Below are 16,083 nucleotides of genomic sequence, written 5' to 3'. Positions count from 1 at the left end.
ATAAACATCCCTCACTTTTGTTTTTTGTTCATATCTCTTTTAATCCTATTTTTCACAATTCTTCTTCTTTCATGGTCTTTATACTGCACTCAGGAAACATTTCTCTAAACATTTCTTCCTGCTCTTCCAGACATAATATCTCTATTTCTGTCGCTTTTGTATATCTGTACTGTGCCAGTATTAGATAGTTCTTTATCTTTGCAATCTTTTCTATGTCGTTTAAAATTAAAACCATTACTTCTTTATCTCCTACACTGAAGTCTGCTTCTTTCCAGCTTGGTTCTTTTAAGCTGCTTCCATAAACCTTTACCGCAGCTTCTTTTATTAAGTCTCTCTTCCCATGCTCTTTTAAAAGTTCTACTCCGTACGGATAGGGCAGCAACAGCTGCTCCTTTAGCCCCAGCCCTTCTATACCGTATCTTTTCCTTGCCTCCGGGCTTTCGTAAAACACTATGCTCCTGTATATGCCTAACTTGTGCAGCTTTTCTTGTTCGCTCTTTACAGCGTCTATTTTCTCTTTACTGGGCTCTTTCCCTATGCTGTACACTGCGTACTCTGTACGGCCTATTAAAAAGCCTAAAAAAATGCTGCTTCTGTATATTGAAGGTTTCTGCTCTTTTATTTTACGGCTGTCCACAAAAGTCCAGTCCGTTCCCAAAAAGTCAAAGTAAAGGTCGCTTATTCTCTGTACACGTTCTTTCTGCCCGTACGCTGTGGGAATCCCTTTTCTTTTTAAACCTATGCTCCTTACGTATTCTATCCCTTTTGAGCCCAGCATTACGTACCCTTTCAGCCTCCTTACGTAGTGGGCTTTTCTTAAAAGGGTTATCCTTTTTAAGTAGTATGCCTTTGTTTCGTATATGTGCGACAGGTTTTCTACTTTTATCATGCTCAGTTCTGCTAACATTTCTAAAAGCTTTTTGTCACGTTCTGTTAATTCTACATTTACAGGCATTTGGCACTCTCCTTTCTGGTTTAAAGCAAGTTTTAGTTAAAAAAATAACAAAGTATTGCAATAGTCCCATACAGTTCTTCTATGCTGTAAGGATTTTTAGAGAAAGAACTGTAAAACTTCTTAAAACGCAGAATAACTTTTTGTAAGTGGTATAACTTTGCTTAAACATTCCTGAAAAAGTTTTACAAAACTTGTGTTAAATGTTTAACAAAGTCTTTGCATACTGCTTTTTAAACCTTTAAAAACTACGTTCGAGGCTGTTATTTACCCTGTTCACTGCCTTTTCCGCAGTGCTTCTGCTTTTTTAGACCTATTATAGTACCTTCATTGCCTCTCAATCCCCTGAAAGAAATAAGCTTTCTGGCTGATTTTCTGTAAAACGAAAATAGTTTTAGGAAAGATCATACGTAAAAATTTTTAAAATGCATGTAAAATCTTTGTTTTTTTCAGCAACACTTTTTTATACTTGTTTTTATTGCTTTTTTGTTTCCCTGCTGCTCTTTTACTGCCCTGTTTTTTGTGCCTTTTATGAGATTTGCGAAAGTTTTATGAACTATTGCAAATACATTTTTAACATATCCAAAAAAGAAGACAAAAAAACCAAAAGCCCAATTAAAGCCTTACAAAGCCCTTGAAAAGCCTGCCTTTCCTCTACTGTACTTTGCTGAATGCTCATACGCTGTGTTTTTACACCTTCTCCTTCGGTGAAAGTTTCCTGCCACTCCCTGAAACCCTCTGAGCCTTCCTGTTTGTATTCTCTCTGCTGTGTTAATGAAACTCTTCTCATTTTGTGCTTTCCTTCCTCTGCCAAAACCTTCTATAGTCTTCTTGCTTGTTTTTTACTACATCGCTATAAAAGTTCTTTCTACCTGGTGCTTTTCTTTCTCTGCCTTAAACCTGCAGAACTTTCTACATTTGTGCTGTTCTGTCCTGTTAGTGTAGTTCTTTCTATTTAGTGTTGTTCTTTTACTGCCCTAAACTCCGGCAACTGCCCGCCTGCTTATCAGCAGGCAGACAGTTGCCTATTTTGAGTGAGCTGCTTTAAAAATAATCGAAATTCTGGAGAGTTCGATTAAACACCAGCCCTTTTCCTAGCTATCGATTATTTTCTCTATTATTTAACACTGAAAAGCAACTCATTTTTAACCATTTCAAAAATTTTTTAAGGTATCTTTTGGGGTACCTGTCTTTTTTTAATGTTTTTAGGGATATATTTTTAGGCATTTTTCAGTGCATTTTTGAGTGCAAAAAAAGACAGGTAACTTTTAAAGTTCCTGCAGGATTCTTAAAAGTTTTTCCGGTATTTTTTTGTATTCCAAAAGGTATATTTCTGTTCTTGGATCTTTACTGTACTGAGCATTAAATCCAAAAGAGATGTGTTTGTAATCATCATCCGGCGCTATACCTGCGTATTTAACACCATCTATGATAGGTTTTATATCTGCATTGTCAACATCAGAGTATTTTGAGGGTAAGTAAAATTTTATGAAAACAAATATATGATTAAAAAAGACTTTGTTTTTTATTGTGTTCAAACTATATGCTATATTATTTACCCATCTTTCTTTAACAGCAGTTCTAGCAGAACCAGTAACATATTTTGACGGGTGATCTGGGACAGTCAGCTTAACTATCTCATTATTATCCAGCAGTTCAACTTTCACGTTATCAGCAGGTAAAATATTACTAGGTTTTAAGCCTGCCCTAATAGAGTTATTTACTGCCCAGTAGAGTTCCATTCTTGCTTTCTCAATAGCATTGTAGCACAAAAGGAGGTGATTGAAATCAAGAGATACTTTATCACTCATTATCTCTTTCTCCATAAAAATTTCTCCTTTCTATTTCCTCAAGTCTTTCTACCAAAAAGTCTAGCTTATTTAAAGCCAAAACAGTTTTATCCCAGAAAGTATAGTAGAAATCCAGTGCTTTTCTTGTAGTTTCGCTCATGTTTCGTTCGTTCCAAATAGGAGAATCGACGTCTACACGAACGTTAAGCCTTCTTTTTTGCTCCTTTCTTTTCACCACCTACATCACACTCCTTTTCTACTTTACAGCTTGTATAATGAATGTTTTTGTGAGCTTTGCAATACCTGATAAAAAAAGAGCCGGCAAATCACATATTGAGAAAGTCATTTACCAGCTCTTTTTAAGATTTCTTCGTTTTTGTTTCTATTTCTGTGATTGCTTCGATTGTTTTTTGCTATGTCTCTGCTTGTATTAGACATAGAAGTTTGTTGTTTGAGCATTTCTTTTATCTCGAATATATCCCTTGAAATTTGTTCTATAGTGTTTTTGTTTTTTATATAAAAGTAAAGAGCATCTCTGATAAAATCTGTTCGCTCTTTTCCTTTTAAACCAGAAAGCACATCATCAAGTTCTTTATCTTCTTTTCTTGTTCTAAAGCCGTACTGCATTTTGTGTTAACACCACCTTTATTAATCATAGAAAGCCTTTCAGCTAGTAAAAACGAAAAATGTTAACAAAAGTGTTAACACTGTCTGAGCCTTTTAATATCTAGGTTTTAGAAGGTTAGGTTTGTATTTTATTAACACAAATCTCCTTTTGTTAAAAACATTGTTAACAAAATTGTTTTTTTAATACCTCAAAAAACTTACAAGACAAGGCTTTGAAGCTGTTAACAAAGCTTACTTCTGCATTTCCGCTATCTTTAAAAAGCCTAATGCATTTGCAAACTGGGCATCATTTACAAGAGAAACATTGGAATGAACAGCTTTTAAATACGGATACAAATCGCTTCCTCCACCACCTGCGACGAATACAGCAATAATTCTGTCAAAAACATCTTTTGTAGAAGCGTATATCCTCTTTTCTATTAGCTTTGCAAGCTCTTTTTTTAGCACAGTTAACTCTTCTGTAAAATCAATATATTTTCCTTTGAAGTAGATATTTTCATTTTTAAGGATTGTCATCAAACCTGCTGTATCAATAGTTGAGCCAGTTTTGGCAAGGTATATTTGTTCTATAGCAGTAAATATTTTGGATATTCCTGCATCAATTGTTCCTGAAAGATCTGGTAAAAAGTGAGGTCTGTCCTCTACTAGAAATACAATGTAATCTGTTGTTTTGAAGCCTATGTCAACCAAAATTATATATGAGTCTGTATAGAGGTACTTATCCAGGTCTTCGAGTAAAGCATAGTAAGCTGCACCTGCTGCCTGCGGGAAAACAGTAACTTTTTCAAAACTAACAGTTTTCATCAGCTTTTGCTCCGGAAAGGATACCAACGCTTTGTAGTTTTTTAATTCTTCTTCAAAAACTTTTTTGTGTGCCTGATACTGTTTTAATGGAAGTCCTGTTACAAGATTAATAGGTTCATCAGAGTTACTGTCAAGAGTTAATAAAGCTACTGCTGTTGACAGCAAAACTTTTGCTTCGGGCTGTGTGTATTTGTCTATGTCCAGTGCAAAAGAGTCAGAAAAACCTTCCCTTTTTGCAAGCTCTCCAACGTAATAGGAGCTTTCTCCATTTCCGTTAATTATCTTTACGTGCAGATTTTCTATTATATTGTTTGATCTAAAGATTCCTGCCAGAGGCCTGTCAAAGCCTATTGAAACAATTGAAGGAAAAAGTATTCTCTTATTCTGGCTGTTTACTCCTTTTACGTACCCAAAGCCCAGGTCAAGTCCAATGTTCATGCATAAAAACCTCCTCAAATGAAAATTTTAAACATTAAAAAGATTGTCTAAATCTTCTGCCGTAATTTCTTCAAAGTCTTCGTGAACAAAGCTGATTTCTTCTACAGGCTCAGCTTTTTCTTCTGCAGCTTTCGGTTCTGATACAGGTTCTTCATGTCTTGTATTTCTAGGTCTTGCAAGCAAAGATATTTCCTCTGCAGCAACTTCCAGTATGCGTACATTTTTCCCACTGCTGTCTGTATACCTTCTTGTTTGCAGCCTGCCCACAACTGCGATTAAGGTACCCTTTACTGCATATTGTTCCAGTATTTCTGCAAGTCTGTTCCATGCCACTACGTTTATGAAGTCTGCAGAACGCTTACCCTCTTTATCAGCATAATTCCTGTCTACTGCAAGAGAAAAGCGCACAACAAAATGCCCTGATGGAGTTGTAATCTTCTGCAGTTCTTTTGTTGTCCTTCCTACCAGTACAACTTTGTTGAGACTCATTTTTTTACATCTCCTTTCTTTGTGTAAAATTATACATCTATATATTACCATTGTCAATAAACAAAAATAAAAGAGGCAGAATCTATTTTCCTGCCTCTTTTTCTACCTTTTCCAACTTAAACAGTTCATTTACATCAACGCCAACAGCGTAAGCCATTTTTAAAGCGGTTTCTATCCCTGTACTGCCTTTTCTTATTTTTACTATGTTGTACATTTCCTGTGGACTTATACCCAGCCTCGCTGCAAGCTGCGACCTTTTTAACCCTTTTTTCCTAAGGACGTCATCTACGTATATCTTTACCTCCATTTTTTTAAGTTCTTCCTTTATTTGTTCGTCCCTCTCTTTTATTTCTTTTGTTGTTCTAACGTAAACTATTTTTTCAGGTTCTTTGTATTTACTGCCGATTTTCTCAAGCGTATAAAGCTTATTTACGTCTACTCCAAGTGCATAGGCTATTTTTAAAGCTGTCCTTATGCTTGTTGACTGGTTTTTTGTAAGTATATGAATGTAGTTTGGAGATACCTCCAGCATATTTGCAAGCCGTCTTAAAGATATGCCTTTTTTATTTAAAACTTCCTTTATATGGTTTTGAAATGTATACTGCTTCAGTATGTCTCTTATTTCCTCGTCTTTTTTTATTTCTCTTAATTCTTCAAGCAGCTCTTGTTTGCCTTCAAAGTCTTCAGCTTTTTCTGTTATTGTTATAAACAGGTTTGTGTCTACAAAATATATGTTGCACTTTGGACACGTAAGCACAGGTACGTTTTTTGCCATATGTCCGTCTACTTCAAAGTTTTTGTATTCAATTGTAAGTTCTCCTCCGCATTTTGGACATTTAGTTGGACGAATCATCTTTTGCACCTTCTTTCCGGTTCTATACAAAATTATATACTCATTTATTGATTTTGTATACCTCTAATTTTATAAAAATATTTACAATTTCAGGGTCAAACTGCGTTCCCGAGTTTCTCTCTATTTCTTTTACAGCCTCTTCAATGCTCATAACTTTTTTATAAGGTCTCTCATTTATTATGACATCAAAAGCATCTGCAACAGCTATAATGCGTGAATACAAAGGAATTTTTTCACCTTTTAAACCTATATACCCTTGTCCATCAAAACACTCATGGTGGTAAAGGACTGCTTCCTCAACAGTTTCGCCCATTTTTCTGCTTTTAATGTAGTTGTACCCATACCCGACATGTTTCTTCATGATTTCTTTTTCCTCTTTTGTGAGCTTATCCGGCTTATTAAGTACACTTTTTGGAATCCACAGCTTTCCTATATCATGCAGCTGTGCTGCTAGCAGCAGTTCTATTGTTTCGCTGTACGGTATATTAAGCGCTCTTGCAATTTTTTCACATATTTTTGATACACGCATTTGATGCTGTTTGAGTTGTTCTTCGATAGTTATTGTATTTACTGCTTCGTCAAAAACTTTCAAAAAAAATCCTCCTTTCTATAAAAAAAGATAGGGTCTTTGCAGAATCCCAAAATTCTTATGGATTAAGGGATTCTGCAAAGACCTAATAATTTTACACTATGGAGGGATGCTTAAATAAGCATCCATAAAAAGATTAATAGTCATAATTAATATGTGTTTTATATTTATTTATGCCATGTGTAGCCGTCAGTTGAATAAAGCGTGCCTACAACGTTATAGCTATACCATCCCCAGTGATCAACTCGTTCTTTCCCTATAGCGATAAATTGTCCATTAGAGTATTTTAATTCATATATTGGCCCAATATAGTTTGGCGATACATAATATGTTGTATACGGATAATATGTCCTATTAAGTTTAACCTCACGAACTGCTCTTGTCCACGTTACTCCACCATCGCTAGTAACAAAGATAACAGTCTCTTTTTTATATACACCATCAACTCCACCGCCAATAACTACAGTACCCTTGTTATCTGTAGCTATTGAATATAAAGGAGAACCTTTGTTAGGTTGCATAGTCTTTGTCCAGTTAATACCATCTTTACTGATATAAATATAATCATACCAAATCCAACTGCGCCGCATTTCACCTATACCTATATAAACTTGGTGTACAGAATCATAAACAAAACCTCTGAAAACATCCGCCAAATAAACTGATTCCCACGTCTTACCGCCATCAGTTGTATATTGGATGCCAGTAGAAGTTGCCCTTATATCAGAAGGTGGAATAATTGAAGGTATAGGTTGCTGTAGAGTAATTGAAACAGTTTGATTTAAATTAGAAAAACTGCTACCAACCACCGCTGTTCCTGCTGTTGTACCTGATGTAAACATTGCTGTATATTTGCCTGTTACATCTGTGGTTGGCGCTGTAGTGTTTAGTGTGCCAAGAGTTGCTGTCAAATTCACTGTGCCATCAACCAGAGGATATTGTCCATAGAGAATCTGTCCACTAATGGTTGAGGTTGATTTACCATCTGCTAGCAATTGTGTTGGATTTGCAGTAAGACTCATTGCTGGATAAATTCCTATATCCTTAGGATTGTCAAGATAGATTATAGCGTCAACATTGTCTTCATACGTTGCATTATATGGGCCAAGATATAGTCTGCCTATGACTCCTGTTACATAACCCCCATTAGCACCAACTTTAACAGGTGTTCCATTAGTTCCTACTTTTGCATACAGGTTATTTGCCCACGTACCTGTCGCTGCAATCCTTATAAGCATATTAGGAGTTGTTATGTCTATTCCTGTGTCTGTCCAAGCTTGATTGCCAAATATGATTGGGTCAATTCCCACCATTGGCATTGTTACACCGGGAGCCTTCGCAGTATCTACACTTACTGCTACAGCTTTTGTAACATCAGTCTTTGCAACTTCTACTTTGAAGTGTCCAGTTTCGTCTGTAACAGGTAAATTATCTGATACTGTTCCATTTTCAACCAAAAGAGGCACTCCTACTTCTGTAACAGGTTGGTTATTAAGCATTACAGTACCATCTAACTCGTAAGTATCATTATCAAGTTTCTTCACTTTTATATCAACTTTGCTTCCTTCAGGAGCTGGTTTTACAAAATATACTTCTGCTTTGTAGTTTGTTTTATCTTCAGGATATGTTCCTTGAGTCTCAAAATTTAAAACAACATCCTGTGTTTTGCTTGATTTAATGTGTATTTCCGCAGATCCGTCGTTTAGCTGTGCCTGTACAGGTTCAGCAATGACTCCTTCAACAGGAGTACCTTGCTTATCTACTGCACCAGTGAAAATTAAAGCTCCCTCTGTTGCGCTGTTGTCGTAATCATCGTATGCTTGGCAGTGATTACTACATCTTCAGTTGTTAGAACTTTTCCAGTTTTATTTTGTTCAAACTGCCAGTTTCTTGCTTCTCCTATAGCTGAACCTGTTTCAAACGAGAATTTGTAGTAATGCTCTGAATTTTCTTTTTCAATCATTTTCTGGAATGACTCGCTGTGCTTTTTGCTTTTTAAATAGGATTCGTATTTGTGCAGCGCTTCTTTTGTTAGAAGATACGTATCATATTTTGTATATCTGTCAAACAAAGGATGGTTTAAAGTTATCTCTATTGTGTTATTTGTTGCATTGTAACTAATGTTTAAATTTTGATTGCTTTGTGTTGCTAAAAAATCTCCCTTGTTGCTGCTTATTAAAACACCAATCCTATCTTTTTCTCCTTTAATTTCTTCTCTATTTTTTCCTTGTGTTAAATCATTCTCATCTTTGTAAACTTCTTTATAGACTTCTTGCTGTGTTCCACTTTCGATTTTATTTTCTTCGCTCAAACCCAATTCCTTTAAAAGCTCTTTAGTTGCCTTTAAAGTAATGGTTATATTTGTATCCGGTCTTACCTTTGTCTGTCTATCGGTGGGAGTCGTGGACAAAACAAGGTTCGCAATTGTTTTTGTTTCATGTTTCTGTACTTCTACGTCTTTTCCAGATGCCAAATAAGGAGAAATAGATGTAGTTAACAATGTTACAGATAATACAGCACTTAAGAAAAATTTCTTAAAATTAACCACAAAACCACTCCTTTTCCTTAATTTTCTTAGTTTTAGAAGTAAAACAAAATTTTATTTGATTTATTAAGCTTTTTATAAATTTCCAGTACCACCCCCTCTCTTCGGTTCAATATATTATAAGTCTTGATTTCTCCATTTTTCAGGAGATAAAAAATAAGAGGCAGTATAAATCGCCTCCTAGAAACTTGGTTAAAAAGTTGTTAGTCCTTCTCTTTTTAATTTTTCTGTGAAAGCAGTAGCAATTATTTCCTTCATTTCCCATTCATATTTTTTATAAAAGTCATTATTTTTTCTCTACTCAGGAGACAGCCGGACAGAATGAACTTCATTTGAATCTGCAAAGCATGTTATTGAACATTTTTCTTCTCTGTAGCAGATTTTTCAAGATATAAAAAATGATTGAAACTACAAACAACAATAGGGACAGCACAAATACAACGGCTCCGACAATAAGGTAAGCTGTATTCCATCCTTTTATAAAACCCGCAACAAGATACCCTACCAGAACCCAAAAGTAAATCCAAATATGTAAATCTGTCATACAAAAATCCTTCTTTTTAAAAAACAACCCATGCCAGGGTGATTTTTTAATTTTAACCCTTGTGAAGGTAAGTTTTAGGTACTGGTTAAATCTGAAAATACTTTGTATGCTTTACAGCTTAAGCCTATTATAACAAGCAAATCAACAAGCAAAACTGTTTTTCTCAAGAGAGCTATACTATATAAACTACTGTACATAAAAAATAGTTTAACATCAGAAAGGCTAACAAACCTATTATCAAATATTTCATCTGTAGAAAAGTTTCTTCACGCTTTTGAGGAGTAGTCATCTTTAAATCTCCTTTTTTTGTTTAATCTTTTGATAATAAAGAGGCGGGTTATTCCGCCTCTTTATATGCCTTTATAACGCTTTCTACTATCTCCAGCCTTAGCTCTTTTGTTAAAGGGAAAGCCACAAGAGAGCGCTTTCCCTCTTTGTTAACGTGGTCCGGCAGTGCTACAATTAAACCGTTTCTGCCCTGTACTACACGTGTTACTATTGCAAAAGAATCGTCAAATACTACTCTTGCAAAACCTTTTAACCTGCCATTTTCGTACTTTTTAAACGTGGTTTTTGTTATTTTCACACTAAACCAACTCCTTTCTGTTTTATGCTTGTTTTTGACAAGTAGCAAACTTGTCATTCATCACAATCTCCTAAAGGCAATGCTTTCTAGCTGGGTTATTGTAAACTTGAAGCTGTTTTATAAGCTTCATATACGGAATATATCCATACTATAGGCAGAAGAACAAAACCAATCAAAACAAGAGTTAAAACCATGCAACAATGTCTGCTATTACTAAGAATAGTCCTCATTATAGATTTGTCTTAAACCTGGAGCAAAAAAAAGAAAGTACTGCTGCAATACCAGAATTTTTATTCATTATAATTCTCCTTTTTTATTTGTTAGAAGCTAAAAGAAAAATCAGAAATACAGCGATGAAAATTGAAGGTGCAAAGATTGTCTCTGTTTTAAAATAAGTCTTGTTTTTAAGCCCTTTGAATATTCCGTATACAGTTGCTATTGTTCCAGCTATAATAAGTAAAACTATAATTTTTTCTCTAAAAAAGAAGGCTAATGCAGTAAGTAGCTTTACATCACCTCCTCCCAACTTTTTACTTGAAATAATATATATTGCAACTAGTACTGCAAACGTAGTAAGCATGTACACAATGCTTTCTGTTAACCTTGTTGGAGCCAGCAGGGCATTTACAATTATCCCATGAGTCAGCACAGCTGCTGATACCCAGTTATCAATTTCTTTTCTTTTTAAGTCTGTCCACGCTGCGTAGGCTGTTAGTGCAATTACCGGAAGACTTAGAACAATTGAATGCACTCTTTCTTTCCCCTACCTTTCTAGTATTTCTTCAAGATTTTTTATAGTAATGCAGTTAAAGTCTTTAAAGTAAAGTTTCCACTGCCTGTTTTGAGAATTTATTACGATGATAAAATCTCCATCTAGCTCTTTTATTCTTCTTGCTTCACTTACAAGACCAGATGATACTATAAGTTTTTTGGTTGAGTTTTCTAGCACAGTATTAATAATTTCGTCAACCTTATTAGGCAAGTCAAAGATTATAACGTCAAAAGCAGTTCTTGCAAACCTTATAATGTTTTCCACATCCTCAGGAGTTATGGTTTTTACAAAGCTCAATTTGGGAGGAGCCTGCAATATTGAAACATTTGAACTGTACTCAATAAGGTTCTTAAAAAAGCTTTCTTTTGTCCTTTCTTTCAAATACACTCCTATATGAGGAATAACAGGCAAATCCAATAAAAAGCTTAAATCAGAGCCTCCATCCTGAAAATTGAAATCTATTACAAGAATTTTTATGTTTTTATCAAGCATTTCCATTAGCTTTTTTACAGCAGTAGTTTTACCTACTCCACCTTTTACACTCCAGACAGAGATAATTTCCTGTTTTATCACTTTTGTTTTTTTGTCGTCTGCAGTCCCTTTTAAATAGTCTTTGATATTAACTGCGTTATCAAAAATTCCTGAAACATTAAATCCATCACTTATTATCACGTCATATTTTTTGTGTTTCGCCTTTATCAAAGCTGACTCAAGAGACAAAGCAACATCGCAGGGCTCCTTATTTTTTACTGCCTCAATTGTTTTTGGATTGTTTGATATAAGAAGGTTCAAAGACATCATCTCCTTTCTTTTCTTTTTTGTAAAAGGCATACAAAAAAGGAGTATAACGTGTTTAACGTTATACTCCTTTAGTTGAATGTGGACAAGCTGTTAATAAACCTGTAGATAAGTGCAAAGTTATTAACATAACCTTAATCCTTTAGCTGATATTGAGGTATTATCTTTTTATAGTCTGTCCAGTGAGAAGATTCTGTGTACTGCACATCTTCTACTGTTTCATACGTTACCGTTGTCTCCCAATGTGAAGTATCTTTCCAGTATCCCGGTTGATCCACAACTGTTTTCCAGTAACCCGGCCGGTCTACAACTGTTTCCCAGTGCCCCGGAGGCTGTATCCACACATAGTTAGGACGTAGTTCAAAATATTGTTGAACAGAATATCCCAGCCAATACCAACCAAGACTTACCCCATAATCTAAATAATCACTTCCGTAATAATTACTTGGAAGCAAAATTACATTTGCATCTCCTCCAAATCCTCCCCATACAATACTTATAGTTTTCCAATTATTTATATTAACTTTTCCTCCGTACTGATTTTCATAGTAACTTTCGACACTTGCATATCTATAATACCAATAAGAATTTGATGGAGTAGAAGGAAGTGTTCTTGGAGCATTCTTTATTATAAAATAAAAATCTCCAGATGAAGGTGCAGAAAAAGTTGTATACGGTGGATTTTTAAATGTTTGATGCCAATTTCCGTTTAAGTCAAAAGTACCAAGTTCAAAAGAATTTCCAGTTACATATTGGAGTCCCCATGTAGTATAATCTCTTCTATACTGTTCTATAACATGATAAAGAGTAAAATTTTGCAGTTCATATTGTCCTGGTGGCTGTACCCATACCTGATGAGTTACGGGCGGTACCCACTCCTGATGTGTTACAGGTGGTACCCATTCCTGCGACTGAACCCACACCGTTTTTGGTACTGCTACCTGCTTTGTTACTTGAACATATCCACCTTCATGTACCCATTCTCTTGTCAGACCCTGATTTGTATTGCTATCCTGCAAAATCGCTGCACCTGATATTCCATTGCCTTTCGCAGGAATATAATTAGCCCAATTTGAACTTTGAATAGTTGAATCAGGTACAGGTGGTGGATTTGCATCTGCAAAAGCTGCTGCAGGAAATAAAAACAGAAAAGCAACTACTGCTATTACAGCTATTCTTTTCAAAAAACTCACCTCCTTACAAAAAAAATAGCACCCTACAGGATGTTAATATCTTACAACAGCGATTATTTTGTCATCTTTTACAAGCATTCTTACAATGTCGCCTGCTTTAAAGTCGTTTAGATTGACTTTTTTAACGTCTTTAAGATTGTCGATGTTTTGCTCTGTAGTCTCTGGTGTAACCCGATAAAGTTTTCCGTTACTTAAAACAATTCCATTGCATTTATAGCAAACCTTTTTTACAATATCTATTATTTCAGTTCCTTCTTTTACTCTTGTTTCTTTGTGCCCTGTATAAACTACAAGATATTTTTTATTACCTGCTGAGACAACGTACGCTTTATTTCCTTTTTTAACATCTGAAGGATTGCCTACTGCAATAATTACATCACTAAGATTTATTTTCCGGTTGCCTACGGTTACTTCACTGCCTTTTACCTCTTTTATTTCCTGTAACTTCTGTGTCTCAATCTTTTTTGTCTGTCCGCAGCCTATTAGACTCAAAGCCAGAATTGTTGTTAAAGCATAAATTACGTATTTCTTCATTTTATCATCGCCTTTCCTTTCTATTTATTTATTCTCTTAAGTGCTGCTCTTCCTTCTATAGAAAATACTACATAGTTATTTCCCGGCTGGACATCCCGCAGTTCATAATGCGACGTATCAACCCACTGAGGAGAAGAATAGTTAAGAGGCATATTCTTTGGAGCATCATGCCGACATCCTGCCAGTCCCGTCCATCCTGAGAAAGCTGCCATGCTTCGTCAGTGTGAAGAATCACGTTTCCACTTGAATCTGCTATTGAAGCTATAAATGCACCGGGATTGTCTTTTCTGCTGCTTGTTGTAAAAGAAAAACTGGTAGCAGGCCGTCCTTGATACAAGTTTTGCACGTACGCTTTCACTTCATGAGTACCTGCTGGCAGAAAAATACTTGTAGAATAACCTGTCCGCCAGTTGTTACCACTTAAAACCTGTTTGCCATCAACGTACAAGGTAAAAACGTCATCCGCAGTGGCAGTTATAGTTACTGTTTGAGGTTTAGAGAGGTTAAAACGCTGCTTAACCCAGTAAGCACCGACATTTTCAACACCCCAGATCCATTTTGCGTTGCTGTCTTTCCAGTTTTGTATTACTCTCCAAGGGCCCGTTCCATATACATTAACTGACTGATTATAGCCTGTTTGAGGTACATAGTTGTTTGTATAGTATCCTGACCTTACTAAAACCTGCCTTTTACCCGGTAAAACAGGTTCCTTGTACTTCGTTACTACGTTTCCTGTAATTACTAAATATCTACCCTCTATATGTGCTGAGGCATTTTGAAGTGTGTAGCCTTTTGATTTAAAAAATTCTATAGCTTTATTTGCTGCTGCCTGAAGCAAGTTAATATCTATTTGCCCTTTTGTACTTAGATTGTGAGACTGGTATTGATATATTTCCCAAGCTGCTTTATTTGCTGCCTCGTCTGCTACTGTGTACAAATAGCTTCGTTCTAAAATAAGGCGGGTAGTATTGGTCTGGTACATATAAAGCATCAATGCTATCACAAAAACAAGAAAGAAAAATACAAACATTCCATTACCTTTTTTATCTCTTAAAAATTTTTCATGGTCTTTCCTCCCATATTTGAGTGCTTGAACCGTAAACCGTTTTGGTCTGAAGTGCAGAGAAAAACTGCGGTACAGGGAAAGAAACCTGAACTGTTACCGGATCACCGGGTTTGTTAGGAGTCTGTACCATAGTAACCTGAACCTTGTCTTTCCACCCCAGAATAAATCCCTTTGCAAAGTTTTGCGCAGTCTGAACTGCTGTTGCATAGGGTGTGGGGCTTCTTGCTGCTGCTCTGGCTGCTTCAAATGCTGCCTCATTTACAGCAAGCTGAAGCACTCCAAGGACAGTAAGCTGGATGGCCATTGCGAACAAAATCATAAGAATTGGTATTAAGGTGGCAGTTGTTACATATCCAGAAATTCCTTTGTTATTTTTTAAAATCCGTTTAATCTGCCTGATCAAAAAAAACATACACCTCCTCATAAAAAATAAGAGGGACAGTATGTCCCCCTAGTCCGGGTTTATTCGCCCTGCATAAGCCCAGAGAATAGATCTGTAGCAAAATCAAGTGAGCTGTTCCACAGATTTACTATAGCAGTCCTACCTGCCGGTAATGCCAACACTGCTATACCTACTGCCAAGCTAAAAGAGATGCCTCTACAACGTAATGGTTTATTCCTCTTGTGTCTTTCCTTAAGTCTGCAAGTGTTGACATTACCTTCTCATAAATCCCAAATGTGATCTTGTTGTACATAAAAACACCTCCTGAAAATGTTGTCCCAATAAAAAAGCGCACTGAAGGAGTGCGCCTTTAGTGATTCCCAAATATATTTGTGAAACTCACTATAAATGGAAAAATTACAAATACAAAAAGGGGAACAAAGAAACCTAACAGCACAGGAATTGCCATTACATTATCAAGCACAGAGGCTCTTGATGATTTTTCATTTATTCTGTCTTCTTCTATTTCTTTTAAAAGCTCGTCTAGCTGCTCTGCAAGTCCCTGCGACGTCTCAGAAGTTTTTGCTAGTATTTTTACAGCACGCTGAAAATATTTGTTTAAACTTTTCTCAGCAGCTTCTTCTAAACTAACAAAAAGAGGAATACCAGCATCAACTTTTTGCAGTGCTTCTTGTATCATTTCTTTTATATACCCCTTTTTGTTTTCTACAATGTACCTCATTACGTTCTCCACAGGCATTCCTACAGAAAGGCCCGATACGAATGTCTCAAGGATAGCAGGAAGCTCATTATCTGCCATAAGCCTTTTTTTGTATTTATCGATAGGATCTCTATAACCTAAATATGCTCCAATCGGAAGCCCTACTATTACTATCAGAAAGGCTTTAAACAGAGCAGGATAAAATAGAAGAAGAAAGAGTGAAATAATCAAAGAAAGTCCTATAATTACCGAAAAAGCAGAAAATAATTCTACTGCAGAAGTTGCAGTAATAAACAGTATATTAACCTTTCCAACCGCTTTTATTTCCTTATCTATTCGTGTAAAGAGGTCTTCTCCGGTTATTTTTTTTATTGTCTTCTCTTCTAAAAATTTCACCTTT

The 16,083-nt window shown here is 35.7% G+C and carries 20 protein-coding genes; all 20 read right to left on the bottom strand.

What is annotated here, in order from left to right; genetic code table 11:
* Nucleotides 1–52: 52 nt before the first annotated feature.
* On the bottom strand, nucleotides 53–955 hold the full coding sequence (locus JCM7501_RS00615) for a hypothetical protein (protein WP_028991420.1): 903 nt from the start codon (nucleotides 953–955) through the stop codon (nucleotides 53–55).
* Nucleotides 956–1,508: 553 nt separating this feature from the next.
* The gene (locus JCM7501_RS00610) at nucleotides 1,509–1,742 is read right to left on the bottom strand and encodes a hypothetical protein (protein ID WP_154653771.1); all 234 of its coding nucleotides are present in this window, start codon (nucleotides 1,740–1,742) and stop codon (nucleotides 1,509–1,511) included.
* A gap of 478 nt (nucleotides 1,743–2,220) precedes the next feature.
* Nucleotides 2,221–2,778 (bottom strand): hypothetical protein, encoded by a 558-nt coding sequence (locus JCM7501_RS00605; RefSeq protein WP_028991418.1) that lies wholly within the window; start codon nucleotides 2,776–2,778, stop codon nucleotides 2,221–2,223.
* Nucleotides 2,756–2,980 carry a hypothetical protein gene (locus JCM7501_RS00600; RefSeq protein WP_028991417.1) on the bottom strand — a complete coding sequence of 75 codons (225 nt, stop codon included), beginning with the start codon at nucleotides 2,978–2,980 and terminating at the stop codon, nucleotides 2,756–2,758. Before JCM7501_RS00600 ends, JCM7501_RS00605 begins: the two co-directional genes overlap by 23 nt.
* A gap of 104 nt (nucleotides 2,981–3,084) precedes the next feature.
* Nucleotides 3,085–3,369 carry a hypothetical protein gene (locus JCM7501_RS00595; RefSeq protein ID WP_054644754.1) on the bottom strand — a complete coding sequence of 95 codons (285 nt, stop codon included), beginning with the start codon at nucleotides 3,367–3,369 and terminating at the stop codon, nucleotides 3,085–3,087.
* Nucleotides 3,370–3,600: 231 nt separating this feature from the next.
* Entirely contained in the window at nucleotides 3,601–4,611 is a 1,011-nt protein-coding gene (locus JCM7501_RS00590; RefSeq protein ID WP_038001816.1) for a ParM/StbA family protein, read from the bottom strand.
* Nucleotides 4,612–4,638: 27 nt separating this feature from the next.
* Nucleotides 4,639–5,100, bottom strand: a complete 462-nt coding sequence (locus JCM7501_RS00585) for a single-stranded DNA-binding protein (RefSeq protein ID WP_051421900.1) — start codon at nucleotides 5,098–5,100, stop codon at nucleotides 4,639–4,641.
* Between the two features lie 82 nt (nucleotides 5,101–5,182).
* Nucleotides 5,183–5,953 (bottom strand): helix-turn-helix domain-containing protein, encoded by a 771-nt coding sequence (locus JCM7501_RS00580; protein ID WP_038001814.1) that lies wholly within the window; start codon nucleotides 5,951–5,953, stop codon nucleotides 5,183–5,185.
* Between the two features lie 40 nt (nucleotides 5,954–5,993).
* Nucleotides 5,994–6,545, bottom strand: a complete 552-nt coding sequence (locus tag JCM7501_RS00575; RefSeq protein ID WP_038001812.1) for an HD-GYP domain-containing protein — start codon at nucleotides 6,543–6,545, stop codon at nucleotides 5,994–5,996.
* Nucleotides 6,546–6,709: 164 nt separating this feature from the next.
* Nucleotides 6,710–8,086, bottom strand: a complete 1,377-nt coding sequence (locus tag JCM7501_RS00570) for an Ig-like domain-containing protein (protein ID WP_054644753.1) — start codon at nucleotides 8,084–8,086, stop codon at nucleotides 6,710–6,712.
* Nucleotides 8,087–8,319: 233 nt separating this feature from the next.
* Entirely contained in the window at nucleotides 8,320–9,090 is a 771-nt protein-coding gene (locus tag JCM7501_RS00565; RefSeq protein WP_054644752.1) for a hypothetical protein, read from the bottom strand.
* Between the two features lie 878 nt (nucleotides 9,091–9,968).
* Nucleotides 9,969–10,217, bottom strand: coding sequence for a SpoVG family protein (locus JCM7501_RS00555; protein WP_028991411.1), 249 nt, complete (start codon nucleotides 10,215–10,217; stop codon nucleotides 9,969–9,971).
* Between the two features lie 313 nt (nucleotides 10,218–10,530).
* Nucleotides 10,531–10,968, bottom strand: coding sequence for a prepilin peptidase (locus JCM7501_RS00550; protein WP_028991410.1), 438 nt, complete (start codon nucleotides 10,966–10,968; stop codon nucleotides 10,531–10,533).
* 12 nt (nucleotides 10,969–10,980) lie between these two features.
* Nucleotides 10,981–11,781, bottom strand: a complete 801-nt coding sequence (locus JCM7501_RS00545; RefSeq protein ID WP_409373517.1) for an AAA family ATPase — start codon at nucleotides 11,779–11,781, stop codon at nucleotides 10,981–10,983.
* 140 nt (nucleotides 11,782–11,921) lie between these two features.
* On the bottom strand, nucleotides 11,922–12,971 hold the full coding sequence (locus JCM7501_RS00540) for a hypothetical protein (RefSeq protein WP_028991409.1): 1,050 nt from the start codon (nucleotides 12,969–12,971) through the stop codon (nucleotides 11,922–11,924).
* 42 nt (nucleotides 12,972–13,013) lie between these two features.
* Nucleotides 13,014–13,514, bottom strand: a complete 501-nt coding sequence (locus JCM7501_RS00535; protein ID WP_028991408.1) for a hypothetical protein — start codon at nucleotides 13,512–13,514, stop codon at nucleotides 13,014–13,016.
* A 67-nt stretch (nucleotides 13,515–13,581) separates the two neighbouring features.
* The gene (locus JCM7501_RS00530) at nucleotides 13,582–14,544 is read right to left on the bottom strand and encodes a hypothetical protein (RefSeq protein ID WP_054644751.1); all 963 of its coding nucleotides are present in this window, start codon (nucleotides 14,542–14,544) and stop codon (nucleotides 13,582–13,584) included.
* Nucleotides 14,545–14,575: 31 nt separating this feature from the next.
* Nucleotides 14,576–14,983, bottom strand: coding sequence for a hypothetical protein (locus JCM7501_RS00525; RefSeq protein WP_154653769.1), 408 nt, complete (start codon nucleotides 14,981–14,983; stop codon nucleotides 14,576–14,578).
* A gap of 169 nt (nucleotides 14,984–15,152) precedes the next feature.
* Nucleotides 15,153–15,275 (bottom strand): hypothetical protein, encoded by a 123-nt coding sequence (locus tag JCM7501_RS13475; RefSeq protein ID WP_256200952.1) that lies wholly within the window; start codon nucleotides 15,273–15,275, stop codon nucleotides 15,153–15,155.
* 57 nt (nucleotides 15,276–15,332) lie between these two features.
* Nucleotides 15,333–16,079 (bottom strand): type II secretion system F family protein, encoded by a 747-nt coding sequence (locus JCM7501_RS00520; RefSeq protein WP_028991404.1) that lies wholly within the window; start codon nucleotides 16,077–16,079, stop codon nucleotides 15,333–15,335.
* Between the last annotated feature and the right edge of the window lie 4 nt (nucleotides 16,080–16,083).

Origin of the sequence: Thermoanaerobacter thermocopriae JCM 7501 (genome assembly GCF_001310975.1) — a bacterium.
Taxonomy (GTDB): domain Bacteria; phylum Bacillota; class Thermoanaerobacteria; order Thermoanaerobacterales; family Thermoanaerobacteraceae; genus Thermoanaerobacter; species Thermoanaerobacter thermocopriae.
This window is presented reverse-complemented; position numbering and strand designations above follow the sequence as displayed.